Origin of the sequence: Enterobacter sp. 725m/11, from assembly GCF_011683705.1 — a bacterium.
Taxonomy (GTDB): domain Bacteria; phylum Pseudomonadota; class Gammaproteobacteria; order Enterobacterales; family Enterobacteriaceae; genus Enterobacter; species Enterobacter bugandensis.
The window spans coordinates 1-26,681 of sequence record NZ_JAAQOK010000058.1 but is presented as its reverse complement, the minus strand read 5'-3'; the positions used below and the strand labels follow the sequence as shown (position 1 = coordinate 26,681).

Annotated in this window: 22 protein-coding genes and 1 pseudogene; 8 read left to right on the top strand and 15 right to left on the bottom strand. The window is 55.0% G+C overall.

What is annotated here, in order from left to right; all coding sequences use genetic code 11:
- Nucleotides 1–168: 168 nt before the first annotated feature.
- Together mobB and mobA are read right to left on the bottom strand one after the other, a co-directional pair.
- Nucleotides 169–672: a molybdopterin-guanine dinucleotide biosynthesis protein MobB gene (mobB, locus tag HBA26_RS19755; RefSeq protein ID WP_048959965.1), complete on the bottom strand. Its 504-nt coding sequence runs from the start codon at nucleotides 670–672 to the stop codon at nucleotides 169–171.
- Nucleotides 669–1,253: a molybdenum cofactor guanylyltransferase MobA gene (gene mobA, locus HBA26_RS19750; RefSeq protein WP_048958073.1), complete on the bottom strand. Its 585-nt coding sequence runs from the start codon at nucleotides 1,251–1,253 to the stop codon at nucleotides 669–671. Before mobA ends, mobB begins: the two co-directional genes overlap by 4 nt.
- Before the next feature lie 68 nt (nucleotides 1,254–1,321).
- Here mobA and HBA26_RS19745 point away from each other — a divergent pair, with 68 nt between their 5' ends.
- From HBA26_RS19745 to dsbA, 3 genes are all read left to right on the top strand, one after another.
- Nucleotides 1,322–1,591, top strand: coding sequence for a YihD family protein (locus HBA26_RS19745; RefSeq protein ID WP_008501866.1), 270 nt, complete (start codon nucleotides 1,322–1,324; stop codon nucleotides 1,589–1,591).
- A gap of 75 nt (nucleotides 1,592–1,666) precedes the next feature.
- Nucleotides 1,667–2,653, top strand: coding sequence for a serine/threonine protein kinase (locus HBA26_RS19740; RefSeq protein ID WP_063155531.1), 987 nt, complete (start codon nucleotides 1,667–1,669; stop codon nucleotides 2,651–2,653).
- A 27-nt stretch (nucleotides 2,654–2,680) separates the two neighbouring features.
- Nucleotides 2,681–3,304 carry a thiol:disulfide interchange protein DsbA gene (gene dsbA / locus HBA26_RS19735; protein WP_028014899.1) on the top strand — a complete coding sequence of 208 codons (624 nt, stop codon included), beginning with the start codon at nucleotides 2,681–2,683 and terminating at the stop codon, nucleotides 3,302–3,304.
- 23 nt (nucleotides 3,305–3,327) lie between these two features.
- Here dsbA and HBA26_RS19730 read toward each other — a convergent pair whose 3' ends face one another.
- Nucleotides 3,328–4,236, bottom strand: a complete 909-nt coding sequence (locus HBA26_RS19730) for an acyltransferase (protein ID WP_063155530.1) — start codon at nucleotides 4,234–4,236, stop codon at nucleotides 3,328–3,330.
- 440 nt (nucleotides 4,237–4,676) lie between these two features.
- Here HBA26_RS19730 and polA point away from each other — a divergent pair, with 440 nt between their 5' ends.
- Nucleotides 4,677–7,469: a DNA polymerase I gene (gene polA / locus HBA26_RS19725; protein WP_063155529.1), complete on the top strand. Its 2,793-nt coding sequence runs from the start codon at nucleotides 4,677–4,679 to the stop codon at nucleotides 7,467–7,469.
- Between the two features lie 312 nt (nucleotides 7,470–7,781).
- On the opposite strand, the gene yihA is transcribed toward polA, so the two are convergent.
- On the bottom strand, nucleotides 7,782–8,411 hold the full coding sequence (gene yihA, locus HBA26_RS19720; RefSeq protein WP_014885764.1) for a ribosome biogenesis GTP-binding protein YihA/YsxC: 630 nt from the start codon (nucleotides 8,409–8,411) through the stop codon (nucleotides 7,782–7,784).
- A 577-nt stretch (nucleotides 8,412–8,988) separates the two neighbouring features.
- Between yihA and yihI the strand changes: the two genes are divergently transcribed.
- Complete coding sequence (gene yihI, locus HBA26_RS19715) at nucleotides 8,989–9,504, top strand: Der GTPase-activating protein YihI (protein ID WP_028014895.1); 516 nt, start codon at nucleotides 8,989–8,991, stop codon at nucleotides 9,502–9,504.
- Between the two features lie 188 nt (nucleotides 9,505–9,692).
- Nucleotides 9,693–11,066 carry an oxygen-independent coproporphyrinogen III oxidase gene (gene hemN, locus HBA26_RS19710; protein WP_063155528.1) on the top strand — a complete coding sequence of 458 codons (1,374 nt, stop codon included), beginning with the start codon at nucleotides 9,693–9,695 and terminating at the stop codon, nucleotides 11,064–11,066.
- A 53-nt stretch (nucleotides 11,067–11,119) separates the two neighbouring features.
- Here the strand turns inward: hemN and HBA26_RS19705 are convergent, their stop codons facing one another.
- The 4 genes from HBA26_RS19705 to glnA all read right to left on the bottom strand — a co-directional run bounded on the left by HBA26_RS19705 (nucleotide 11,120) and on the right by glnA (nucleotide 15,393).
- Nucleotides 11,120–11,230, bottom strand: coding sequence for a YshB family small membrane protein (locus tag HBA26_RS19705; protein ID WP_017382667.1), 111 nt, complete (start codon nucleotides 11,228–11,230; stop codon nucleotides 11,120–11,122).
- 110 nt (nucleotides 11,231–11,340) lie between these two features.
- Complete coding sequence (gene glnG, locus HBA26_RS19700) at nucleotides 11,341–12,753, bottom strand: nitrogen regulation protein NR(I) (protein WP_028014893.1); 1,413 nt, start codon at nucleotides 12,751–12,753, stop codon at nucleotides 11,341–11,343.
- Between the two features lie 11 nt (nucleotides 12,754–12,764).
- Nucleotides 12,765–13,814 carry a nitrogen regulation protein NR(II) gene (gene glnL, locus HBA26_RS19695; protein ID WP_014172250.1) on the bottom strand — a complete coding sequence of 350 codons (1,050 nt, stop codon included), beginning with the start codon at nucleotides 13,812–13,814 and terminating at the stop codon, nucleotides 12,765–12,767.
- A gap of 169 nt (nucleotides 13,815–13,983) precedes the next feature.
- A complete protein-coding gene (glnA, locus tag HBA26_RS19690) occupies nucleotides 13,984–15,393 on the bottom strand; it encodes a glutamate--ammonia ligase (RefSeq protein WP_008501856.1) in 1,410 nt (469 codons plus the stop codon).
- 378 nt (nucleotides 15,394–15,771) lie between these two features.
- Here glnA and typA point away from each other — a divergent pair, with 378 nt between their 5' ends.
- Nucleotides 15,772–17,595 (top strand): ribosome-dependent GTPase TypA, encoded by a 1,824-nt coding sequence (gene typA / locus HBA26_RS19685; RefSeq protein WP_028014891.1) that lies wholly within the window; start codon nucleotides 15,772–15,774, stop codon nucleotides 17,593–17,595.
- A 51-nt stretch (nucleotides 17,596–17,646) separates the two neighbouring features.
- Here typA and ompL read toward each other — a convergent pair whose 3' ends face one another.
- The 7 genes from ompL to yihU form a co-directional block, all read right to left on the bottom strand.
- Nucleotides 17,647–18,333 carry a porin OmpL gene (ompL, locus tag HBA26_RS19680; RefSeq protein WP_045260222.1) on the bottom strand — a complete coding sequence of 229 codons (687 nt, stop codon included), beginning with the start codon at nucleotides 18,331–18,333 and terminating at the stop codon, nucleotides 17,647–17,649.
- 73 nt (nucleotides 18,334–18,406) lie between these two features.
- Nucleotides 18,407–19,831 carry an MFS transporter gene (locus HBA26_RS19675; protein WP_126346112.1) on the bottom strand — a complete coding sequence of 475 codons (1,425 nt, stop codon included), beginning with the start codon at nucleotides 19,829–19,831 and terminating at the stop codon, nucleotides 18,407–18,409.
- Nucleotides 19,832–19,874: 43 nt separating this feature from the next.
- Nucleotides 19,875–21,257, bottom strand: coding sequence for an MFS transporter (locus HBA26_RS19670; RefSeq protein WP_126346111.1), 1,383 nt, complete (start codon nucleotides 21,255–21,257; stop codon nucleotides 19,875–19,877).
- 45 nt (nucleotides 21,258–21,302) lie between these two features.
- Entirely contained in the window at nucleotides 21,303–23,327 is a 2,025-nt protein-coding gene (locus HBA26_RS19665; protein ID WP_126346110.1) for an alpha-glucosidase, read from the bottom strand.
- Nucleotides 23,328–23,343: 16 nt separating this feature from the next.
- Complete coding sequence (gene yihS / locus HBA26_RS19660) at nucleotides 23,344–24,585, bottom strand: sulfoquinovose isomerase (protein WP_166720998.1); 1,242 nt, start codon at nucleotides 24,583–24,585, stop codon at nucleotides 23,344–23,346.
- A gap of 14 nt (nucleotides 24,586–24,599) precedes the next feature.
- Nucleotides 24,600–25,475, bottom strand: coding sequence for a sulfofructosephosphate aldolase (yihT, locus tag HBA26_RS19655; protein ID WP_126346109.1), 876 nt, complete (start codon nucleotides 25,473–25,475; stop codon nucleotides 24,600–24,602).
- A 17-nt stretch (nucleotides 25,476–25,492) separates the two neighbouring features.
- On the bottom strand, nucleotides 25,493–26,383 hold the full coding sequence (yihU, locus tag HBA26_RS19650; RefSeq protein ID WP_045260227.1) for a sulfolactaldehyde 3-reductase: 891 nt from the start codon (nucleotides 26,381–26,383) through the stop codon (nucleotides 25,493–25,495).
- A 155-nt stretch (nucleotides 26,384–26,538) separates the two neighbouring features.
- Here yihU and HBA26_RS22980 point away from each other — a divergent pair.
- A pseudogene (locus HBA26_RS22980) lies at nucleotides 26,539–26,681 on the top strand (hypothetical protein); the annotation flags it as partial.

Below are 26,681 nucleotides of genomic sequence, written 5' to 3'. Positions count from 1 at the left end.
CTCAGAAGTGAAACGCCGTAGCGCCGATGGTAGTGTGGGGTCTCCCCATGTGAGAGTAGGGAACTGCCAGGCATCAAACAAGTGAAGAGGCCATCCGAAAGGATGGCCTTTTTGCGTTTATATACCGAAAAATGTAGGCCGGGTAAGGCGAAGCCGCCACCCGACAAGTCAGACCGCACACCACTTCACAATAAACTCAGCAATCCCATCCTCATCATTTAAATCCAGCACCGGAACCTCAATATCGAGAGCAACATCGCTGGCCACCGCAATCACATGCTCATCCAGCGTTAACTCGCTGATGTCATGCCCGGCATCGCTTCTGAACAGCAGGATCTTAGGCACGGCCTCATGCTTAAATCCCTCAACCAGCACCAGATCCAGCGTGGAGTGATCCATCCGGCTCACCAGATACGCGAGATCCAGCGGTGCCTCATCCGGCGTTTCTGTCATCAATGCCCAACGCTGGTTGCTTGCTACCATTGTCTGCGCGGCACCCGCTTTGCGCAGCTCATAGCTATCTTTGCCCGGCTTATCGACATCCATATTATGGTGAGTATGCTTAATCAAGCCAGGACGAATACCGCGGGCGCACAGCGCGGGTATCAGTTTTTTCAGCAACGTGGTTTTTCCTGTCCCACTCCAGGCGGAAATGGCTAAAACAGAGTTCATCTCTTCTCCTGCATGGCCTGTAAATCTTCTATTGTGTTCACATTCACGAACGATGTTTTCATGTCGCTAAAATCAACAGCATGTCCGCCGACCTTACGCATAAATACCATCACTCTTCGCTCTCCGGAGGCCAGATAGTCGCTCATAGCAGGAATCAAGGATCGGTTAATGAGCGCGATAGTTGGGTGGTCGCGCTCGCCGTCATGCACCCAGACCACGGGTGAATCACCTCGCTGTTGCAGCATCCGTTCCACCAGGCAGGTGGGTATAAATGGCGTATCACACGAACAAAAGAGAAACCACTCTCCCTGCGACTGCTGCATCACCGAAAGCATGCCGGCCAGCGGCCCCGGAAAATCTGCGAGATTATCCTGATAAACGGGAAACCCGCTGCGCTGGTAAATATCGATATGGCGATTTGCGCTCAGCGCCATTGCTGACACCTGATCGACAAGCGTATCAGCGACATGCTGCCATAAGGGCTTGCCTTTCAGGAGCTGAAGTCCCTTATCTTCCCCGCCCATCCGCGTAGCTCTGCCGCCTGCCAGAACGACCCCAGTGATTTCCAGGCTAAGATTCACGAATATCGCCTCTTTTATTGTGGGATTGACCCTGCTAACGTGTCACTCTAAATGAAAGGAGCACCACCATGAAATGTAAACGTCTGAATGAAGTCATTGAACTCCTCCAGCCAGCCTGGCAAAAAGAGCCAGAGCTGAATCTGATGCAATTCTTACAGAAACTGGCAAAAGAGTCAGGTTTTGACGGCGATCTGGCAGACCTTTCTGACGACATCCTGATCTACCACCTCAAAATGCGCGACTCAGCCAAAGATGCTGTTATTCCTGGTATTCAGAAGGATTATGAGGAAGATTTTAAAACCGCATTGCTGCGCGCCCGAGGCGTAATTAAAGAGTAAAAGCTTGTAAGCGGAGCCACCGAAATCGCTACAAGATGATATCCTGAATCATTCGTATAATTTCCGGATGATCGGATGAACGACCAGGCTTTTACTTTCCAGACACTACACCCGGATACCATTATGGATGCCCTGTTTGAACAGGGTATTCGTGTGGATTCCGGGCTAACTCCGTTAAACAGCTACGAAAACCGCGTCTATCAATTTCAGGACGAGGATCGTCAGCGCTTCGTCGTAAAGTTCTATCGCCCTGAACGTTGGTCTGCACAGCAAATTCAGGAGGAGCACCAGTTTGCTCACGATCTGCTGGTTGATGACGTTCCCGTTGCCGCGCCGATAAAGTTCAATAACCAAACGCTGCTCACGCATGAAGGGTTTTACTACGCCGTATTCCCCAGTCTGGGTGGCCGCCAGTTTGAAGCGGATAATATCGATCAGATGGAGTGGGTTGCTCGCTATCTGGGACGCATTCATCAGACGGGACGTAAAACAGCGTTCACTGCCCGACCAACGATCGGGATTCATGAATATCTCACCGAACCACGTCAGATATTCGAAACGTCTGCGCTGATCCCCGCTGCGTTAAAGGATGATTTCCTCAACGCCACCGATAAGCTTATTGCTGCGGTGAAAACCTGCTGGCGTGATGATATTTCCGTTCTGCGCCTGCATGGCGATTGTCATGCCGGAAATATTCTCTGGCGCGATGGTCCGCTGTTTGTCGATCTCGACGATGCGCGCATGGGACCAGCGGTTCAGGATCTGTGGATGCTGCTCAATGGCGACAAAGCCGAGCAGCGTATGCAGCTTGAAACGATTATTGAAGCCTATGAAGAATTTAGCCCGTTTAATTCAGACGAAATTGCCCTGATTGAGCCTTTACGTGCGATGCGTTTTGTTTATTATCTCGCATGGTTAATCAGGCGTTGGGACGACCCCGCATTTCCTCGTAATTTCCCGTGGCTTACCGGAGAAGATTACTGGCGCAGCCAGATAGCTACATTCACTCAGCAGGTTAAGGTTCTTCAGGAACCCCCTCTGCAATTAACGCCGATGTATTAATTGGACACACCCAGGAGAGAGTTAATCATGAAAAAAATTTGGCTGGCGCTGGCAGGTATGATTCTGGCATTTAGCGCTTCTGCTGCGCAGTTTACCGACGGTAAACAGTTTATCACGCTGGAAAAGCCGGTTGCTGGCGAGCCACAGGTTCTGGAGTTCTTCTCATTCTATTGCCCGCACTGCTATCAATTCGAAGAGGTGCTGCATGTTTCTGACAACGTGAAGAAGAAGCTGCCGGAAGGCACCAAAATGACCAAGTACCACGTTGAGTTCCTGGGCCCGTTGGGTAAAGACCTGACTCAGGCGTGGGCGGTTGCGATGGCGCTGGGCGTGGAAGATAAAATCACTGCTCCAATGTTCGAGGCCGTACAGAAAACCCAGACCGTTCAGACCACTGCGGATATCCGCAAAGTGTTCGTTGATGCCGGTGTGAAAGGTGAAGAGTACGACGCCGCGTGGAACAGCTTTGTAGTGAAATCTCTGGTTGCTCAGCAGGAAAAAGCGGCCGCTGATCTGCAGCTTCAGGGCGTTCCGGCGATGTTTGTTAACGGCAAATATCAGCTGAACATGCAGGGCATGGACACCAGCAGCATGGATATTTTCGTACAGCAGTATGCTGATACCGTGAAATACCTGGTTGAGAAGAAGTAATTTCGTTGATATGAAAACGCCGGTCACTGACCGGCGTTTTTGTATGAAGATTTAATGCTGTCTATCTGTTCGTCTTTCTCTTTCCAGAGCGTATTAAGCCACTGCTGGAAACCACGTTTGAAATTCTTATCGTTAACGTAGTCACCGTGCAGCCCGGCATCGATCGGCACTAAATCCACCCGAACAACAATGCGCGTCAGCTTGCCGCTGAGCATATCGAAGAATGGCGTCCTGTCATTTTCCGGATAGCAGAGCGTAACGTTCAGAAGTTTATCGAACTGTGCACCCAGCACGTTAAGCGCCATCGCAATACCCGCCGCCTTTGGCGGAAGCAGGTTCTGATAAGGGGAGCGTGTTTGTTGACGTTTATCTTCCGTAAACCGTGAGCCTTCAACAAAGTTCACGATGGTCGTTGGATGTGCGCGAAACTTTTCACAGGAGCGGCGCGTGGTCTCCACATCCTTACCGCGACGCTCCGGATGACGAATCAGATAGCTGCGCGAATAGCGTTTCATAAACGGCATATCAAGCGCCCAGCAGGCCAGCCCGATAAAGGGCACCCAGGCGAGCTGCTGCTTCAGGAAGTACTTGTTCATCGGGATATGTTTGCGAAAAAGCACGCATAACACCACGATGTCCGCCCAGCTGTGATGATTGCAGATCAGCAGGTACCAGTTCTTTTTGTTGAGGTTCTCCAGCCCTTCGACATCCCACTTAAGATGCGGATTCAGGCACAGCAGGATCGCTAACCCTTCACACCAGCAATACATCATGAAATTACAAAACGCAGAGACGGATCGCCACACCGCAGGCACAGGCAGCAGCAGTTTAACGATCCCGGCGATAATGATTGGCACAGAACACGCAATCGTCACCAGAATAGTTAAAACGATGCTTAGCGGTAATGTTATTGCAGCGAGCAATCTCGACATGATGAGCTTTTTCAGGTGGTTAGCTTTAATGGACCGGCCGATGATACGGCGCTGGGGGCTGATTTTATCAGAAAAGTGACAAAATTATGGCGCTTTCATATCGTCAATAGACGGCTTTTCCCCTGAAGCAGAAGATTTCTCTAATATTGTGCGCTAATCAGGACTTATATCCACATAGACTAAATTGCCATCAGCAAGCTATTTTCATGCAGTGTTAGTTATTAACATTATGATATGTAATAATTTATTCTCAACGCGCACCTGCTTTTAGTATCTGTTTTTCATTTGAAGTGAAAATATTCACAAACTTATCCACAGTTTGAATTTTGCGAGCGATCCTCACGATCGCAAAATCTTTTCCTGTATCGAACCTGAATAACTGATGTTTTCATCCTTCTGTGGCATCCTTTACGCATAAATTGATTAAAGGCACGGACATTATGGTTCAGATCCCAGAAAACCCACTTATTCTCGTCGACGGCTCTTCTTACCTGTATCGGGCGTACCATGCGTTTCCTCCTCTGACCAATAGCGCAGGGGAACCTACCGGCGCGATGTACGGCGTGCTGAACATGCTGCGCAGCCTGATTCTTCAGTATCAGCCCACCCATGCGGCTGTCGTTTTTGATGCGAAAGGCAAAACCTTCCGCGATGAGCTGTTCGAACATTACAAATCCCATCGTCCGCCAATGCCTGACGATCTGCGTGCGCAGATTGAGCCGCTGCACGCCATGGTGAAAGCAATGGGCCTGCCGCTGCTGGCCGTCTCTGGCGTGGAGGCTGACGACGTCATCGGTACGCTGGCGCGTGAAGCTGAAAAAATGGGCCGTCCGGTGCTGATCAGCACCGGTGATAAAGATATGGCGCAGCTGGTGACGCCAGGTATTACCCTGATCAACACCATGACCAACACCATTCTGGGGCCAGAAGAAGTTGTCACTAAGTATGGCGTGCCGCCAGAGCTGATTATCGACTTCCTCGCGTTGATGGGCGACTCCTCGGATAACATTCCTGGCGTTCCTGGCGTCGGTGAAAAAACCGCGCAGGCACTGCTTCAGGGGCTGGGTGGTCTGGACACGCTCTACGCTGAACCAGACAAAATCGCCGGACTTTCCTTCCGTGGCGCAAAAACCATGGCCGGGAAGCTGGAAGAGAACAAAGAGGTGGCTTATCTCTCCTATAAGCTGGCAACGATCAAAACCGATGTGGAGCTGGAACTGGGCTGTGAGCAGCTGGAAGTGCAACAGCCTTCCGCTGACGACCTGCTGAGCCTGTTTAAGAAATACGAATTCAAGCGCTGGACCACTGACGTAGAAGCCGGTAAATGGCTGCAGGCAAAAGGGGCCAAACCTGCTGCTAAGCCGAAAGAGACGATTGTCGTTGATGCCGAAGATCAGGCGGAAGAAGAAGCCGCAGCGCTCTCCTTCGACAACTACGAAACCATTCTGGAAGAGTCACAGCTGATCGCCTGGATCGAGAAACTGAAAAAAGCGCCGGTCTTTGCCTTTGACACCGAAACAGACAGCCTCGACAACATCTCAGCCAATATGGTGGGATTGTCCTTTGCGACAGAGCCGGGTATTGCCGCCTACGTTCCCGTGGCGCACGACTACCTGGATGCGCCGGAGCAGATCTCCCGAGAGCGCGCGCTTGAGCTACTGAAGCCGATTCTGGAAGACGAAAAGGCGCTGAAGGTTGGGCAAAACCTCAAGTACGACCGCGGCATTCTGCAGAACTACGGCATTGAGCTGCGCGGGATTGCCTTTGACACTATGCTCGAATCCTACATTCTGGACAGCGTGGCGGGCCGTCATGATATGGATTCCTTATCTGACCGCTGGCTCAAGCACAAAACCATTACCTTTGAAGAGATTGCCGGTAAAGGGAAAAATCAGCTCACCTTTAACCAGATTGCTCTTGAAGAAGCAGGGCGCTACGCGGCGGAAGATGCCGACGTCACGCTGCAACTGCATCTGAAGATGTGGCCGAAACTGCAGAAGCACGAAGGTCCGCTGAACGTATTCCAGCATATTGAAATGCCGCTGGTGCCCGTGCTGTCCCGTATCGAACGCAATGGCGTTAAGATCGATCCAACGGTGCTGCATAACCACTCTGGCGAGCTCGCGCAGCGTTTGACCGAGCTCGAGCAGAAAGCGCATGAGCTTGCAGGCGAGCCGTTTAACCTCTCTTCACCGAAGCAGCTGCAAACCATTCTGTTTGAAAAGCAGGGCATCAAGCCGCTGAAGAAAACCCCTGGCGGCGCGCCGTCAACCTCTGAAGAGGTGCTGGAAGAGCTGGCGCTGGACTACCCGCTGCCAAAAGTGATTCTGCAGTACCGCGGTCTCGCGAAGCTGAAGTCTACCTACACGGACAAGCTTCCGCTGATGATCAACCCGAAAACGGGCCGCGTGCACACCTCATATCATCAGGCTGTGGCGGCGACCGGTCGTCTCTCGTCAACCGATCCTAACCTGCAGAACATTCCGGTGCGTAATGAGGAAGGGCGCCGCATTCGTCAGGCCTTTATAGCCCCTGATGACTACCTAATTGTCTCGGCTGACTACTCTCAAATTGAACTGCGCATTATGGCGCACCTCTCCCGTGACAAAGGCCTTCTCAGCGCGTTTGCCGAAGGAAAGGATATTCACCGGGCGACAGCAGCCGAAGTCTTCGGTCTGCCGCTGGACAGCGTAACCAACGAACAGCGCCGCAGTGCAAAAGCGATCAACTTCGGTCTAATCTACGGCATGAGCGCGTTTGGCCTTTCACGCCAGCTAAACATTCCACGCAAAGAGTCGCAGAAGTATATGGATCTTTACTTCGAGCGTTATCCGGGCGTTCTGGAATATATGGAACGCACCCGCGCGCAGGCGAAAGAGAAAGGTTACGTTGAAACCCTGGATGGCCGTCGTCTCTATCTTCCGGACATCAAATCCAGCAACGCGGCGCGCCGCGCTGGCGCAGAGCGTGCGGCGATCAACGCCCCGATGCAGGGTACCGCAGCGGACATCATCAAGCGCGCAATGATCGCCGTTGATGCCTGGCTGGAGAAAGAGAAGCCGCGCGTGAAAATGATCATGCAGGTACACGATGAACTGGTGTTTGAAGTGCACAAAGACGATCTCGATATTGTGTCGAAAAAGATCCATGAACTCATGGAAAGCAGCATGACGCTAGATGTGCCGTTGCTGGTGGAGGTGGGAAGTGGTGAAAACTGGGATCAGGCTCACTAAAGGTTCTTTGAATAACGCGCTTTTTATGTAAGTTAGCAACATAACAACACGCGTTTTGTGACGATCATTAGAATTCCCTATGTAAAGAATGAAAAAAAACTACAAAAAGTGCTTTTTCTACAGCAAAAAAAGGGGTAGAGTTATCGACGTAGGGTACAGAGGTAAGATGTTCTATCTTTCAGACCTTTTACTTCACGTAATCGGATTTGGCTGAATATTTTAGCCGCCCCAGTCAGTAATGACTGGGGCGTTTTTTATTGCGGCAAAGAAAAGTTCGGGCAAAAAAAAGCGCGGACATCGCCGCGCTCGGTATTACTCTTCTTCCGCTTCCGTCGCGGGTTCCAGCTCGTTAAACCAGCTGTCGAGCTTCTGACGCAGCTTGTCCACGCCCTGTTTTTTCAGCGAAGAGAAAGGCTCAACCTGTACATCGCCATTGAAGGCCAGTACCGCTTCGCGAACCATATTCACCTGCGCTTTACGCGCGCCGCTTGCCAGCTTGTCGGCTTTCGTCAGCAGCACCAGCACGGCGATATCGCTTGCTACGGCCCAGTCGATCATCTGCTGATCGAGATCCTTTAGCGGGTGACGAATATCCATCAGCACCACCAGACCTTTCAGGCACATGCGTTTTTCCAGGTATTCGCCCAGCGCACGCTGCCACTTGATCTTCATCTCTTCAGGCACCTGCGCGTAGCCGTATCCCGGCAAGTCTACGAGGCGTTTGCCTTCAGCCACTTCAAAGAGGTTAATCAGCTGGGTACGGCCAGGTGTTTTTGAGGTACGCGCCAGGTTCTTCTGATTGGTCAGCGTATTCAGGGCGCTGGATTTCCCCGCATTTGAGCGGCCAGCAAATGCCACTTCAATACCGGTATCAGAAGGCAGGTGGCGAATATCGGGCGCACTGGTGACAAAATGCGTCTGTTGGTAGTTCCAGGTAGTCACGTGGTCGTCTCCAAAAATCGTAATCTGGAGGGATTATACCCGAATGCGGGCAAAAGGCTTTTCTGATTGCACGAGGCTTGCAGGCGAATGCCCAAACGGCTGTAAGAGATCGGCTAATGTTGCTATGGGATATTTCAGAGAATTCGCAGGCGTTAAAAAATGCAAACTGTTTTAAATCATAAGCTTATTTCCAGGTAATTATCTGAAAATCCGTATTTGTACCGTTTCGTTGCTTGTTAGTTTAACGGAACAAGGTAAAGTATGCGGCAAGGCGAGGAAGCCAACAGGAAATCGACTTAAGGATTAGGGTCAGGAGCGCCAGGAGGCGAAGACGCAGGATAGTCAGGACGACCAGCGCCTGGAGGCGTTTTAACAGGAAATGGAACCATACACGGACGGTATCAGCCAAAGGATAAACAGGGTGTGTTGTTGGTAAACATGGAATGTCTGACCCGTTAAGGGTTGTGAGTCAGGAAAAAAGGCGACAGATTGCTCTGTCGCCTTTTTTCTTTGCTTGCTTTCTGCTAGATTTCGCCGCAATTCTATACTGAAGAAAACGACTTTAAGATAAAACATCATGAAAAAACCAACCTCCGCTGCGGGCGCGAAACGCCCTGCAAAAGCACGCCGCAAAACGCGCGAAGAACTAAACCAGGAAGCGCGCGATCGCAAACGCGATAAGAAGCATCGTGGCCATGCTGCGGGTAGCCGTGCCAACGGCGGTGGTGCAGCGGGCGCTTCTGCAAAAGGCAAACAGCAGAAAGACCCTCGTATCGGCAGTAAAACTCCCATTCCACTGGGCGTGACAGACACCCCGGTCACTAAGCAGCACAAACCAAAGAGCGAGAAACCTATGCTTTCACCGCAGGCTGAGCTGGATATGCTGGAGAACGATGAGCGCCTGGACGCGCTGCTGGAACGTCTTGAAGAGGGTGAAACCCTGACCGCCGAAGAGCAGTCATGGGTAGATGCCAAACTGGACCGCATTGATGAGCTGATGCAGAAGCTGGGTCTGTCTTACGATGACGAAGACGACGAAGAGGAAGAAGAAAAGCAGGAAGATATGATGCGTCTTCTGAAAGGTGGAAACTAACATTTGCACCCGGCAGGCACGATAGTCCTGCTTATAACCCTTCCGGTTATATGTTATCTGGTGTGGTTATTCGTTAAACTACGGCGGTTGTCGCGGCGACAGAAGTGGCTGCGCACCCGAATGATGGCCCGCGATGGGGCCAGAACGGGCCGCCGTATACGAACGCGACACCAACGGAAGGAGTGAGCATGTCAGCACCAACTATCGACTGGGATTTGGCCCTAATCCAGAAGTATAACTATTCCGGGCCGCGTTATACCTCATACCCCACCGCGCTGGAGTTCTCCGATGCCTTCGGCGAGGCGGATTTTCAGCAGGCCGTCGCGCGCTATCCCGAGCGTCCGCTGTCGCTCTACGTCCATATTCCGTTCTGCCACAAGCTCTGCTACTTCTGCGGCTGCAATAAAATCGTGACCCGTCAGCAGCATAAAGCCGACCAATACCTCGATGCGCTCGAACAGGAAATTGTGCACCGCGCGCCGCTATTTAAAGGGCGTCACGTTAGCCAGCTTCACTGGGGCGGCGGCACGCCAACGTATCTCAATAAGGCGCAAATAAGCCGCCTGATGACGCTGCTGCGCGGAAATTTCAATTTTAACGACGACGCCGAAATCTCGATCGAAGTCGATCCGCGTGAAATTGAGCTGGATGTACTGGATCACTTACGCGCCGAAGGCTTTAATCGTCTGAGCATGGGCGTGCAGGATTTCAATAAAGAGGTGCAGCGTCTGGTCAACCGCGAGCAGGACGAAGAGTTTATCTTCGCCTTACTCAACCACGCACGCGACATTGGCTTTACCTCGACCAACATCGACCTGATTTACGGCCTGCCAAAGCAGACGCCGGAGAGCTTCGCCTTCACGCTGAAGCGCGTGGCTGAACTTAGCCCGGACCGCCTGAGCGTCTTTAACTACGCGCACCTGCCGACGCTATTCGCCGCCCAGCGCAAAATCAAAGATGCCGATCTGCCTTCTGCCCAGCAGAAGCTGGACATCCTGCAGGAAACCATCACCTCTCTGACCGAGAGCGGCTATCAATTTATCGGCATGGATCACTTTGCCCGTCCGGATGACGAGCTGGCGATTGCCCAGCGCGAAGGCGTACTGCACCGTAACTTCCAGGGTTATACCACTCAGGGCGATACCGATCTGCTCGGCATGGGTGTCTCCGCCATCAGCATGATCGGTGACTGCTACGCGCAGAACCAGAAAGAGCTGAAGCTCTACTACCAGCAGGTTGATGCAACCGGCAACGCGCTGTGGCGCGGCATCGCGCTGACCCGTGACGACTGCATTCGTCGTGATGTGATTAAGGCGCTTATCTGCAACTTCCGTCTCGACTTTAGCGACGTGGAAGCACAGTGGGATCTGACATTCAGCGAATATTTTGCGGAAGACCTGAAGCTGATTGCACCGCTGGCGAAAGACGGGCTGGTGGATGTGTCAGAAAACGCGATTGAGGTCACGCCGAAAGGGCGTCTGTTGATCCGTAATATCTGCATGTGCTTTGACGCGTATCTGCGCCAGAAGGCGCGTATGCAGCAGTTTTCACGGGTGATTTAAGGCGCAAAGCCGGGTAAGGCGAAGCCGCTACCCGGCTTTTACATTTCAACCTGCTAGCTAAACAGCCCAACCAGCGCCGCACATAATACCGCAGCAACAGCGGTTTGCGGCGTGTGGCTTTCAGCTGCTCCGCTCGACAGTAAAGTCACTAATGATTCCAGCATGATGGTTCCCCCAATTTCCGGGCACGATCATACAAAACTCATCGGAACAGTAAAGCGCAAAATAACGGCAATTTGCGCTCAATTAATAACCCTTACACAGCGGCGTACGATCACTCCATTCCCAGCTCTTTCAGCTTGCGCGTCAGGGTATTACGTCCCCATCCCAGCAGGCGCGCGGCTTCTTGCTTATGGCCCTGCGTATGACGAAGCGCGGTGGTCAACAGCGTACGCTCCATCTCTGGCTGAGCCTCAGACAGCAGGTTTTGATGACCGGAACGCAGCGCGCGGTCGGCCCACTGCGCCAGCAGCGTTGCCCAACTGTCCGGCAGCGCGTGCCCGGTGCTGCTTTCGGGCGCGGTGGCCTCAAACAGTTCGGCTGGGAGATCCTGAATCAACACTTCCTGTCCGGCGGCCATCACGGTCAGCCAGCGGCAGGTGTTTTCCAGCTGGCGCACGTTGCCCGGCCACGCCAGACGGGTGAGGGCGGCATCGGTTTCCGGGTGAAGCTGCTTGGCTTCCACGCCCAGCTCGCGGGCCGCCACCTGGAGGAAATGACGCGCCAGGCGCGGGATATCTTCCCGACGCTCGCGCAGCGGCGGCAGGTGGACGCGGATCACGTTCAGGCGATGGAATAAATCCTCACGGAATTTGCCCTCCTGCACGCGCAGCTCCAGGTTCTGGTGCGTCGCGGCGATAATACGCACGTCCACCTTCACCGGCGCATAGCCGCCCACGCGGTAAAACTGCCCGTCGGCCAGCACGCGCAGCAGGCGAGTTTGAACGTCCAGCGGCATATCGCCGATCTCGTCCAGGAACAGCGTGCCGCCGTCAGCCTGCTCAAAGCGCCCCTGGCGAATGGTATTCGCGCCGGTAAACGCCCCTTTTTCGTGGCCGAACAGCTCGGACTCAATCAAATCCTTCGGGATCGCCGCCATATTGAGGGCGATAAACGGCGCTTTTGCCCGCGGGCTGTGGCGATGTAACGCATGCGCCACCAGCTCTTTACCTGTACCCGATTCCCCGTTAATCAACACGCTGATGGACGAGCGGGACAGACGGCCAATAATGCGAAACACGTCCTGCATCGCCGGCGCTTCGCCGATGATGTCAGTGGTTGGCCCAAAATCGGGTGCGTGGCGTGGCTGTTGTTGCTCCTGGTAGTGGCTAATCGCGCGCTCTACCAGCGCCACCGCTTCGTCGATATCAAACGGTTTGGGCAGATAATCGAACGCCCCTTGCTGATAGGCGCTCACCGCGGCATCCAGGTCGGAATGAGCCGTCATTATGATGACCGGAAGCATAGGATGGCGCTGTTTGATCTGCTTTAACAGCGCCAGTCCGTCCATGCCCGGCATGCGAATATCCGACAGCAGAACGTCCGGCGTTTTGGTGGTGAGTGCGTCGAGCACTTCGCTGCCGCTCTCAAACGTCGTGCAGCTTAAACCTGCCCCTGTGAGCGCGCGTTCAAGCACCCAACGGATGGAGCTATCGTCATCGACTACCCAGACTATCCCTCGTTGCATAAACGTCACCTTTATTTTTTAATCGGCAGGAAAACCGAAAACTCGGTATGTCCCGGCCAACTGGTAAATTCAATTTTTCCGGAGTGCTGATCGATCAAGCTGCGGGCGATAGATAAGCCCAGTCCCGTACCGCCTTCGCGCCCGCTTACCATTGGGTAGAACAGGGTGTCCTGCAGATGAGAAGGAATGCCAGGCCCGTTATCCTCAACGTCGATGCGTGCCGCCAGACGATAGCGCACGCCGTGCAGCGTAAGCTGGAAGGCGGTGCGGGTGCGTAAAATAATCTCGCCGCCTTCCGGCCCCAGCGCCTGCAGGGCATTGCGCACAATATTCAGCAGAACCTGCTCAATCTGGTCCGGGTCATGCGCCAGTTCCGGCAGGCTTGGGTCGTAATCACGCACCAGCGTGACGTTCTCCGGCAGCTCCATGGAGACGAGCTTCACCACCCGTTCAGCGACTTTATGAATGCTTTCTGAAACGTGCATACCCGGCTGCTGCGGCCCGAGCAGGCGATCGACCAGGTTACGCAGGCGGTCCGCCTGCTCAATGATGACGTTGGTGTACTCCGCCAGCGCAGGGTCGGGCAGGGCTTTGGTCAGAAGCTGAGCCGCGCCGCGTAACCCACCCAGCGGGTTTTTGATTTCATGCGCCAGACCACGCACCAGGTCACGGGCGGCAATTTGCTGCGCATGCTGAAGCTGCTCCTGGCTCAGGCGACGCTGATTATCCATCGGCGCCATTTCCAGCAGGATCAGTCCTTCCGGCAAACGTTGCGCGGTAAGGGAAAGAATATGTGAGCGCCCGTCGATCACCAGCGTGACTTCGTTATCGGTGAACCCCTGACCGGCCTGCAAACTTTCCTGCATCAGGCCAATATTCAGCGAGAAATAGCTCAACAACTCAGGAAGCGGGGTGCCAAACAGTTTGCGTGAACTCTGGGCGAGCAGCTGTTGCGCCGCCGGGTTGGCGTAATGGACGGCCAGCTCGTCGTCGACCAGCAGGATGCTGTTAATCAAAGAATTGAGGATCTGCCCAGCATCGGGCAGCGTGCCAGTTGCCATTCAGCAGTCTCCTGGAGTCGTTGCACTGTTTTAGTGCAGTATAGCGGTTTCGGCGTAAAAAGCGCGTGAGATCAGGTTGTTGGTGGAGAAAAAAGCCCATCCGGAGATGGGCTAAAAGTTTCCACGGCAACTACCCCCGGCGCTTTTGACGCCGGGTAAAACAACTAAATTAAACGCTGTAGTACAGTTCGAACTCAACCGGATGCGGAGTCATACGCACGCGGTCGTTCTCTTCAGTACGCAGGGCGATGTAAGCATCGATAGCGTCGTCAGTGAATACGCCACCCGCAGTCAGGAACTCGCGGTCTGCATCCAGCGCCTGCAGGGCTTCTTCCAGAGAGCCAGCAACCTGTGGGATCTCTTTCGCTTCTTCTGGCGGCAGGTCGTACAGGTTTTTGTCCATCGCTTCGCCTGGGTGGATCTTGTTCTTGATACCGTCCAGACCGGCCATCAGCAGCGCTGCGAAGCACAGGTATGGGTTAGCCGCTGGGTCCGGGAAGCGCACTTCGATACGACGCGCTTTTGGAGACGCCACCACCGGGATACGGATGGAAGCAGAACGGTTACGCGCAGAGTAGGCCAGCATAACTGGCGCTTCGTAGCCCGGGACCAGACGCTTGTAGGAGTTAGTGGTTGGATTCGCCAGGGCGTTGATCGCTTTAGCGTGTTTGATAACACCACCGATGTAATACAGCGCCTGCTCGGACAGACCGGCATATTTGTCGCCAGAGAACAGGTTGGTACCGTTCTTGGACAGAGACATGTGGCAGTGCATACCGGAACCGTTGTCGCCAAACATTGGTTTTGGCATGAAGGTCGCGGTTTTACCGAAACGGTGCGCAACGTTGTGCACAACGTATTTGTAGATCTGAATTTCGTCCGCTTTTTTGGTCATGGTGTTGAAGCGGGTTGCCACTTCGTTCTGACCCGCAGTCGCCACTTCGTGGTGGTGCGCTTCAACAACCAGGCCCATCTCTTCCATCACCAGACACATGGTGGAACGGATGTCCTGTGCAGAGTCGACCGGAGGAACCGGGAAGTAACCGCCTTTCACACCAGGACGGTGACCTTTGTTACCACCTTCGTATTTGGTGGAAGAGTTCCATGCGCCTTCGATGTCGTCGATAGCCACGTGGGAGCCAGAAATAGAGGCACCGAAGCGGATGTCGTCGAACAGGAAGAACTCTGGCTCTGGCCCGAACAGAACGGTGTCCGCGATGCCGGTAGAACGCAGGTACTCTTCAGCGCGTTTTGCGATAGAACGTGGGTCGCGGTCGTAGCCCTGCAGCGTGCCTGGCTCGAGGATGTCGCAGCGGATGATCAGGGTTGGTTCTTCGAAGAACGGATCAATGACCGCAGTGGTTGCGTCTGGCATCAGAACCATGTCGGATTCGTTAATGCCTTTCCAGCCACCAATGGAGGAGCCGTCAAACATTTTGCCTTCTTCAAAGAATTCGGCGTTCACCTGATGAGCAGGGATTGTGACGTGCTGTTCTTTACCTTTGGTATCGGTGAAGCGCAGATCAACAAACTTCACTTCATGTTCGTTCAGCATCGTCAAAACGTGTTCAGCGGACATACTTAACTCTCCAGATTGGTCATTGTCGTCGTGGTAACGAGGTCTTCAATTTCTGTTGGTACTGGCTGTTGCCATGTATTTTTTATAAAGCGAAATCTGTGCCAACTTTTAAAACACCCCAAAAAGGCGTTATCATGCGCACCATAGTGCAAAAGGGCTGCACCATGATGGATTTGTTGCACCAGTATAGTGCTTCAATGTGAACATTAAGCACCATATTGGTGCAATTTACGTTAAAGTGCCCTTTTACCGCTCCGTGAAAGCGATCACAAAGCATCTCTGCAATACTTGTTTGCGGGGGATGTTTGTGATCCTGTTTTGTAGTGCGATTAATCCGTGTACAATAACGCGCTATTTCTAAATGCCTGAGGCAAAGTTGTGATCGAAAATTTGCGTAACATCGCCATCATCGCGCACGTTGACCATGGTAAAACTACCCTGGTTGATAAGCTGCTGCAGCAATCCGGTACGTTTGATGCGCGTGCCGAAACCCAAGAACGCGTGATGGACTCCAACGATTTGGAGAAAGAGCGTGGGATTACCATCCTCGCGAAAAACACCGCGATTAAATGGAATGACTACCGTATCAACATCGTTGATACCCCAGGGCACGCCGACTTCGGTGGTGAAGTTGAACGTGTAATGTCCATGGTAGACTCCGTTCTGCTGGTCGTTGACGCAATGGATGGCCCAATGCCACAGACGCGCTTCGTGACCAAAAAAGCTTTTGCCCATGGTCTGAAGCCAATCGTTGTTATCAACAAAGTTGACCGCCCTGGCGCGCGTCCTGACTGGGTTGTTGACCAGGTCTTCGACCTGTTCGTTAACCTCGACGCGACCGACGAGCAGCTGGACTTCCCTATCGTTTACGCCTCTGCGCTGAACGGTATCGCAGGTCTGGACCACGAAGACATGGCTGAAGACATGACCCCGCTGTATCAGGCGATTGTTGACCGTGTTCCTGCGCCAAACGTTGACCTGGAAGGCACCCTGCAGATGCAGATCTCCCAGCTCGACTACAACAACTACGTTGGCGTAATCGGCATTGGCCGTATCAAGCGCGGTAAAGTGAAGCCTAACCAGCAGGTCACTATCATCGATAGCGAAGGCAAAACCCGTAACGGTAAAGTCGGTAAAGTCCTGACTCACCTGGGTCTTGAGCGTATCGAGAGCGACATCGCTGAAGCGGGCGACATCATCGCGATCACCGGTCTGGGTGAACTGAACATCTCCGACACCATCTGCGATCCGCAGAACGTCGAAGCGCTGCCAGCCCTGTCCGTTGATGAACCAACCGTATCCATGTTCTTCAACGTAAACACCTCTCCGTTCTGTGGTAAAGAAGGTAAGTTCGTTACCTCTCGTCAGATCCTTGACCGTCTGAACAAAGAGCTGGTGCACAACGTTGCGCTGCGCGTTGAAGAAACCGAAGACGCTGATGCATTCCGCGTTTCCGGTCGTGGTGAGCTGCACCTGTCTGTTCTGATCGAAAACATGCGTCGTGAAGGTTTTGAGATGGCGGTTTCCCGTCCGAAAGTAATCTTCCGCGAAATCGATGGCCGTAAACAAGAGCCGTTCGAAAACGTAACGCTGGACGTAGAAGAGCAGCACCAGGGTTCTGTGATGCAGGCACTGGGCGAGCGTAAAGGCGACCTGAAAAACATGAATCCAGACGGCAAAGGCCGCGTACGTCTCGACTACGTGATCCCAAGCCGTGGCCTGATCGGCTTCCGTTCTGAGTTCATGACCATGACCTCCGGTACCGGCCTGCTGTACTCCACCTTCAGCCACTACGACGACGTTCGTCCGGGCGAAGTGGGCCAGCGTAACAACGGCGTACTGATCTCCAACGGTCAGGGTAAAGCGGTTGCGTTTGCGCTGTTCGGTCTGCAGGATCGCGGTAAGCTGTTCCTGGGTCACGGTGCTGAAGTTTACGAAGGCCAGATCATCGGTATTCACAGCCGTTCTAACGACCTGACGGTAAACTGCCTGACCGGTAAGAAGCTGACCAACATGCGTGCGTCCGGTACTGACGAAGCAACGGTTCTGGTTCCACCGATCAAGATGACCCTGGAGCAGGCTCTGGAGTTCATCGATGATGACGAACTGGTAGAAGTGACACCACAGTCAATTCGTATCCGTAAACGTCACCTGACCGAGAACGATCGTAAACGTGCTATGCGCGGTGCGAAAGAAGACTAATACGGTCAATCCGTAGTAAAAAAAGCCGCTGAGAAATCAGCGGCTTTTTTATTAGAACGAATAACGTAACCCCAGGCGGATCCTGTACTGCTCGCGGTTGTAATCATTCCATCTGTCCAGCCACTGGAGTTCGAGGTACGGCAGCCAGTTTCTGTCGATCTTATAACTGAACTTGTTGGTAATTTCCCAGTGATGGTCTTTGCCATTTTTACTGTGGTAATCATTTATCCGCTGGAAAAAATGCGGCTCAAAGGTATAGAAAAACGCATCGGTCACCTTGAAATTCCAGTAGTTGGCAAATTCGTGCGTGTCGTTCTTATCCATCTGCCCGTTATAGTCCGGCGTATCGTAATTGTTATGGTTATAGCGATAGCGGAACGTCAGATTAAACCCGTCCGTGAATTTATAGTTGGTATCTAAATAAACCGCGCCACCCGAACCGGCGCTGCTGTCGTTGATCAACCCGCCCGGCTGGAAGGTGAGTTTGTCCGTCGGTTTAAAGAGCGGATACCACCCCTCTATTTCGTTATAGCTGTGCTTGAGCTCATCCCACCTCCCCACGTTGTAGGCGTTGGTGAACATCAACCCCGCGCCCATATCGAAGTTATAGCCGGCACGCAGGATCACTTCGTGCAGCTCAGAGGCCGTATTGTAGGCTTCACGGGTTTCGACATAGGCCCCGGCGAATACCGGGCAGGACACAGACGACACGATCAGTACAGTGATGATTCTTTTCATAATTTGTCCATGTATCAGGTACAGAAAGGCCTCCCTCCTGATGAACAGGAAGGAAATACTGGCCGAATTATTGTTATAAAGTGACTGCTGACGCTTTATTGTTGGGTGTTATCTCAGGGGTATTCGCTGACTGTTTTTTCCGTTTTCCAATCTCCTCGATAATAAAGGCGAAGCGCGCTTCGTTGAGTTTATAAAACAGCCCCATGGTCACGGCGGCGACGATTGCCAGGCCGCACGGCCAGAGGAAAATAAGCTGACGCAAACCCAGCAGCGTGCCCGCGCTCTGCACCGCATGAGGAACGTAGCCGATCTGGGTCAGCATGATGCCGGGCAGGAAGCCGGCGAGAGCGGCAGAGATTTTGCGCGAGAAGGTGTAGCCGGTGTAAACCGATCCCTCGGCGCGGATGCCGGTTTTCCACTCGCCGTAATCAACGGTATCCGGCACCAGCGCCCAGTTCAGGCTGTTCACAAACGCGGTGCCGAAAAAGGCCATGCAGGAAAACAGCACGAACAGCAGGGAGCTGGTTCCCCAGAAGAAGTTCAGCACGTCGCCCACCGCCCACAGCGCCAGCCCGCCCAGATAGACGGGCTTCTTTCCAAAGCGCTTCACCGCGCCGGGCACCAGAAACACGCCAATCAGAATGCAGCCCATGCTGAAAAAGCCCATCCACGACAGCAGATGCAGATCGTTCAGCACGTACTGGGTGTAATAGACCTGAATCGCCAGCTTGATGTTGAACGCGGCGAGAGTACACAGGTTGGCAATGCACAGCACCAGCAGCGGCGGATTGCGAAAAATCGCGCAGAACGATCTAAGAATGCCGGGCTTATGGTGATCGGGCGTTATCTCGACATAGCGCTCTTTCACCCCGCTGTAGCACCACCACATGCAGAACAGGCCGCCGGTGGTGAACACCAGCGCAGCCACCAGATAGCCGAGGGAGGGCTGGTGGACGAACAGCGCCTGAATGGGCATAAAGCCGACGGTGCAGAGCAACAGCCCCACCGTGGCGCCGCCCTGTCGCCACGCCGCCAGCTGCGCGCGCTCGTTCGGGTTTTTGGTGATGGCAGGGACCATCGCACCGTAGGCACAGTTCATCAGGCTGTAGCAGAGCCCAAACATCATGAAGAGCACGGTGGCGAGCGCCGTTTTGACCGTCAGGCTAAAGTCGTTGGCCATAAACTGCGCCGTCGCGACCAGCGCCACCGGGACGGAGGCGTAAAGTATGAATGGCCGGAACTTCCCCCTCGGGCCAATGTTACGCCGGGAATCCAGCAGCACCCCGGTCAGCATGTCGGTGAACGCGGTAAAAAACTTCGCCACCAGGAAAATAATGCCTCCGTAGAACGCGGGCATCCCCAGTTCATCGGTGTAAAACTTCAGCAGGTACAGCGTGCCAATACAGAGCATCAGGTTCGAGCCAAAATCGCCCATCCCGTAGGCGCACTTCTCTCGCAGGCTCAATTTCAGGGTTAACGGATCAGTATTGTATGTCATGGTCGATCCTCAGAGCGCCCCGCAGGGCGCTCTATCACGTCATTTAGGCCGTACGTTTGCGCAGTTCGATCTCTTCCACGATGCGCACATACATCTTCTCGTTGAGGTTGTAGAAGCAGCCCATCGCCACGATGGTGATGACCGCCAGCAGGCTCGGGTAGATAAATATCAGCTGCCGCAGCCCTTCAACCGTCCCGGCGGACTGCACCACGTTGGGCACATAGCCGATCTGGGTGAGCATGATCCCCGGGAAGAAGCCCGCCAGCGCCTGCGAGACCTTCCTGAAGAAGGTAAAGCCGGTATAGACCGTCCCTTCGGAGCGTACGCCGGTGCGCCACTCGCCGTACTCCACGGTATCGGACACCAGCGCCCAGTTCAGGCTGTTCACAAACGCGGAGCCGAAGAACGCCAGGCAGGAGAACACCACAAAGCTCACCGAGCCGCCGCCGAAGAAGTAGTTGAGCAGATCGCCCGCCACCCAAATCATCAGCCCGCTGATGTAGACCTTTTTCTTGCCGAAGCGCCGCACCGCGCCGGGCATCATAAAGACGCCGATAAAAATACAGCCCATGCTGAAGAAGCCCATGTACGACAGCAGGATCGGGTCGTTCAGCACGTACTGCGTGTAGTAGACCTGAATGGCGAGCTTAACGTTAAACGCGCCCAGCGTGCATAGGTTCGCGATGCACAGGATAAACAGCGGACGGTTCCCGGCAATGGCGCGAAACGACTGCAACAGCCCCGGCTTTTGCGCCGGGTTAGCAGGCTGCGTCTCGACGTAACGCTCGGTAACGCCCTTATAGCACCACCACATAAAGAACAGCCCGAACAGCGAGAAGAGGGTGGCGGCAAAAATGTAGCCAAGCTGGTCGTCACCCTCAATCAGGTTCATCACCGGGACAAAGCCCACCGTACAAAGCAGCAGGCCGAGCGTGGCGCCGCCCTGACGCCAGGCCGCCAGCGAGGCGCGCTCATCCGGGTTTTTGGTGATGGCGGGCACCATCGCGCCGTAAGAGCAGTTCATCATGCTGAAGAACAGGCCGTACAGCATGAACAGCACCGTCGCCATCACCGTTTTGCCGGTGATTTCAAACGGTGTGCCGACGAAGTTGGCAATTGCCAGCAGCGTCACCGGGAACGCCGCGTACAGTACGAACGGGCGGAATTTCCCTTTCGGGCCAATCTTGCGCCGGGAGTCGAGCATGATCCCGGTGCCCATATCGGTGAAGGCGGTAAAAAACTTCGCAATCAGGAAGATAATCCCGCCGTAGGTGCCGGGCAGCCCCAGCACGTCGGTGTAAAACTTCAGCAAATAGAGCGTGCCGATATCCAGCAGGATGTTAGAGCCGAGATCGCCCATCCCGTAGGCGAGTTTTTCTTTAAACGGCAGGCGTAGGGTTGCCGGATCGGAAGTATGTTGACTCATTATTGTTCTCCGTCTGCCCGCAGGTTTCCCTGCGGGCGAGCCTTATCAGATATCACGTAAGGTGCTAAACAGATCTGCCCATTCGCTGTGCTGGCGATAGAAGACCGGCGGTTTGCCAATCGGGGCATCAACGGTCACGTCACCGCCCTGGCAGGTTTCCCCGGTCCACGCATTGACCCAGCTGTCCTGCGGCAGATAAAGCGACCAGTCCCGGCGGCCCTCTTCATGAACCGGTGCCACCAGCAGATCGCGGCCAAACAGGTACTGGTATTTCAGCGTGTAGGCGCGCGCGTCGTCCTCATAGTGCAGGAACAGCGGACGCATCACCGGCAGGCCGCTTTTCGCGTTCTGCGCAACCGCAGCTTTGATGTACGGCTTCAGGGTGGTGAACACGGTAGTCATGCGCGCAAAGTGCGCGATGGTTTCCGCATCGCCGTCGAACTGCCAGTTGTCGCCAGGGCGGTTGCCCTCGTGGGTACGCATCATCGGCGTAAAGGCGCTGAAGTCGCACCAGCGCAGCAGCAGCTCCTTGCTGCGCTTCATCTCGAACAGGGTGGTATAGCCGCCGATGTCGCTGTGGTGCAGGCCGTGCCCGGTCATCGCCAGCGACAGCGCCGCAGGGATGACGGACGCCAGGCCGTCATCCAGGCTCCAGTCGACGTTCTGATCCCCCGCCCACATCATCACCGAGTGCTTCTGGCTGCCGGTGTAGCCCGCGCGCATGAAGAACAGGATCTCGCCGAGTTTGCCGGTCTCCTCCAGCGCTTCGTAGTTACATTTCGCCCACAGGGCAGGCCAGGCGTTATGCATGATCTCCGCGCTCACGCCGTTGTGCAGGAAGGTATCGGTCGGCAAATATTCCCCGAAATCGGCCATCCAGCCGCCGCAGCCCAGTTCGATCAGGTTCTTTTTAATGACCTCTTTGTACCAGCCGTAGGCTTCCGGGTTGGTCAGGTCGATAACGCCCGCGTAGAACTCGCCGAATTCAACGTGGTAGTCCTCACCGTTGGCGTTTTTGGTCAGATAGCCGCGTTTCGCCGCCTCTTCGCAGAGATCTTTATCGCTGGCGACGTACGGGTTGATATAGGAGAGGAATTGTACGCCCTCCTGCTTCCACTGCCCGATCCGCTCGTCAAGCTGCGGATAGAGCGCGCTGTTCCACTTCCAGTTCCACATCACGCGTTTGCCGAAGGAGGTCATGCGGATGCCGGACCAGTCCTGCGCCCAGATGCCGTTCACCTTCACGCCGCCCTCGCGCATGGCGTCGAGCTTCTGCTGGCACACCTCGGTGCCGCCCTGGATGCCCAGCGTCACGCCGTCGTAAACCCAGTCCGGCAGCTCCGGCTGACGTCCCAGCAGGCCGGTCAGTTTTTCCAACAGATCGACGTACGTTTCCGCACATTCGAAGCGCAGCGTGGCGTTATCTTCCCAGAACGCCAGCTCGTGGAAATCCGGCGCGCTGAAGTCAAAGTTCATGTAGCAGCTGTTATCCACGTGGCAGTAATACTTCTGGGTGCTCACGAAGGTAGGCTGCGGAAAGAAGGTCCAGTAGTAATCGCCGCCCGCGTTCTCTTTGCAGTCGGCCTGCCAGGTGACGTAGGTCTGCTTGTTGCGGCCCACGCCCTGCTCGCTGGTCCACAGCGGGAACGGCTTGCCGCGCAGGTCGAAGTACGAGAACTGCTCGCCGCAGCCGTAGATATGATCTTCCGGCTGCGCCGCCAGCCGCAGCCAGATGCGGTTATGGCCGGGAGCATCATTTTTCAGCTTCAGCTCCAGACGGCCTTCCGCATCCACGCCCACCAGCAGCGTGGCGCTCACCGCATCGCCGCGGGTAAAGCGGATCGCCCAGCCCGCGCTTTGCTGCGTGACGGTCGCGTCCGTCAGGGCAATCTTTTCGTTGAGCTTATCTTTAATGCTGAAGTTGCCGCGAAACATCTCGATATCGGCTTCGCCTGCTCCGATCCACAGGCAAGGTGCTTCTTCGGAGTGGGACAAAATCAGGCGATCCTGCCAGCACAGGGTGAAGCCATGTTCGTTATTTTTCAGGTCAATATTGTGTAGGGTACGCATAAAAACTCCGTCTTTATTATTTGGCCTGGCTGTCCAGCAATCCGGCGGCGACGGCAGGCGCTAAGCCCGGCGCCAGCGGCAGGCGGGGGATCACCAGGCAGTGCAGCAGATGGTAAATATCCTGCTTACCGTCCCAGACTTTGGTGGTCACTTCGTTATTGGTGTCCAGCTCCTGCCACCAGGAACCGTTTTCGTAATCCATCAGGTACTTGATGCAGTAATCCCACCACTTCTGATACCAGGCTTCGTACTGCGCTTCTCCGGTGACGGTGTAGAGCGCGTAAGCCGTGCCCATCGCCTCAACGATCGGCCAGCGCACGCGTTCGCGGACGATAGGCTTGCCGTCCCAGCCCACGGAATAGACAAATCCGTCGGCGCCGTCGGGCGCCCAGGCGTCGCGGATGGTGGCGTGGAACAGGCCTTTTGCATCTTCCAGCAGCCATTCAGGTGGAGTTTCAAAGCGCGCTTCCAGCGCGGCGCGCAGGTGCAGCATCAGGCGGCCCCACTCAATCCAGTGTCCCGGCGTGCCGCCGTAGGCGCGGAAGCGGTGGGCGGGATTATCAATGTTGTAGTCGCGGATCGGGTTCCAGTTGGTGTCGAAATGTTCGTTAACGTGGTACTCACCTTTGCGCGCCACGTCGTGAATAATCACCGAGGCGATGCGCAGGGCGCGGTCGAGCCATTTGCGGTCGTGGGTCACGTCATAGACAATCAGGAAGGCTTCCACGGCGTGCATGTTGGCGTTACCGCCGCGGTAATCTTCCGTTTTGCTGAAGGCTTCATCCCAGGACTCGAGGCACATTTGCTCCTGTTCGCTCCAGAAGTAGCGCTCAATCACCTCGATGGCATCGTCCAGCAGCTTGCGTGCCTGCGGGTGTCCGGTGGTGACGGCGCTCGCCGCGCCCAGCAGGACGAAGAAGTGCTGATAGCCCTGCTTGGAGGCATCAATTACGCCTTCATCGTTTACGCAGGCGTACCAGCCGCCGTGCTGTTTGTCGCGCAGCGGACCGTTGAGGGCATTAATGCCGTGCTCAACCAGGGCATACGCGCCGGGACGGCCCATGTTCGCCGCCACCGCGTACACGTGAAGCATGCGGGCGGTGATCCAAAGATGGGTGCCCATATCGCTGCGAACCTGCCCGTTATTGCCCAGCCAGCCAAAGCCGGTCGGCACGGCGGCGTTTTTGCCGAAATCAAGAATGCGGTCGGTCTCTTGTTCGAGCCAGCGGTTGTGGCTCAGGGTGTTAAACCATTTCATGTTCGGGTCCTTTCTTAACGGCGAGCCATCATTTCGTCGACAATCTCACCCAGACGCTGAAGTTTTGGTACGGAAATATCACGCAGCATCAGCTCGGTATCCGGCAGGCCAATCACCGAGGACCAGACGGCGCGACCGGCTAAAAAGCCCGATGCCCCAGCCTGCATCGCCACGCTCACGGCGCGCGGGAACAGCTTATCGTCCACGCCGGACGAGAGGATCACCCACGGCATGGCGATGTTCTCGTTCAGCTTCTGCGAGGCCGCCAGCAGTTCCTGCTGGGTGCCCTTGCCGAACAGCGGCATCTCCACCTTGTAAAGGTCGGCACCGCTGTCGCCCAGCTCTTTGGCCGCATCGATAATCGCCTGTTCGCGGTTAAATTCGGCTCCGCGACGCGGCGGACGCACCACAGGCTCGATAATGCTCAGCAGCCCGTTGCCGTGGCACAGCGTATTGAACGCTTTCACCATCTCCAGGCGCTGCTGCGGATCTTCATCGCTACGCCACAGCACCAGCAGCTTGAGAGCCTTGCCGCCGTCGCGTTTGACCGCCTGCGCGTCGATGCTTTTGTCGATCACCACGCTGTCGACCGGAATACCGTTCCCCGGAATAAACTCGTCGGCCGCCACAATCATCGCGCAGCTGTTGGCTACGGCCTGCTGCTCCACAATCTGGCGATAGCAGAACTGCTGGTCGACGAGAATGGCAGAGGCGTACGGCGACAGAATCTTCGCCGCGTTGACCTTAAAATCCGTCAGGTGCTGGTCGGTTACTGGCACCGGCGCGCCTGCGGCGGCAAACATCAGGCGCATCGCTTCGCGCTGATCCACGGCCAGCATTGCAAAACCGCCGGAAGGTCGGGTGATATCTTTCAGGGTGTACATCGTCATTCCTCAGTCCTTTCGTATCAGTGTGATTTTTTCAGCCCGGCAGATGCGCGAACCTGTTCAAGAATGGCCGTCCAGTCTTCGCGCCCGCGCCCGGCGGCGCGAGCCTGGTTGTAAACTTCGCGGGACGCCGCGCCCAGCGGCATCGGAACGTGGAGCTGGTTAGCCACGTCCAGGGCGATCCCCAGATCTTTATGCGCAAGGTCGATCATGAAGGCGGGTGAAAGATCGCCTTTCAACACCTTGTTCGGCCATGAGGTGGTGAAGTGGCCTTTACCCGCCGGCGTGCCGTTCATCACCTTCAGCGCCACGTCAAAGGAGAGGCCAAGCGCTTCACACAGCACGGCCGCCTCGGCGGAAAGCGCGTTCAGGGCGATGCTCATGTAGTTATTGATGAGCTTTACGCGGATGCCCATGCCCGGCCCGCCGGCGTTAATCAGCTCATTGCCCATCGCCATTAAGACGGGGGTGGCGCGTTCCACCTGCTGCGCGGTGCCGCCCGCCAGCAGGAGCAGCGTGCCGGCGATGGCATGGTCGGACGTGCGTCCCACGGGCACGTCCATCAGGCTGAAGCCGCGTTCAGCCATGTCACGGATCAGCGCGTCGGTTTGCAGCGGGTGGATGGTGGACATATCAATCACCAGCGCGTCGCGGGATAACCCTTCGCACACGCCGTGCTCGCCGAACAGCACGCTGCGCACCAGGTCGCCGTTTGGCAGCATGGTAATGACGAATTCGGCGTCCGTTGCGGCCTGAGCGGGCGTAGCCGCCGCCCGTGCGCCGCTCTCCACCAGCGCCTGAACCGCCTGCGGGTTCACGTCAAAGACGTTAAGCTGGTGGCCTTGCTTCAACAGATTCTTCGCCATTGGCGCGCCCATCTGCCCTAAACCGATAAATGCGATCGCTGACATGCCTCTCTCCTGTCACATCGTGTCAATTTCTGCGCGTTTGTGTTGTCTGTTTTTGATCGTATTTGTAATTTATAGTCAAAAAATTGACACGGGTCACTTTTTAAACATTTGGTGAAATTAAAATGAAGGCATCAGAAATCGCAGAAGGAATCACCATGACTCGCATCGTTTGTGTCGGCATTACCGTGCTGGATCGCATCTGGTATCTCGATGATTTACCAAAGGAAGGTGGGAAATATGTCGCAAAGGACTATACGGAAGCTGTCTCTTATACACATCTGACGCTGCCGACGACGGA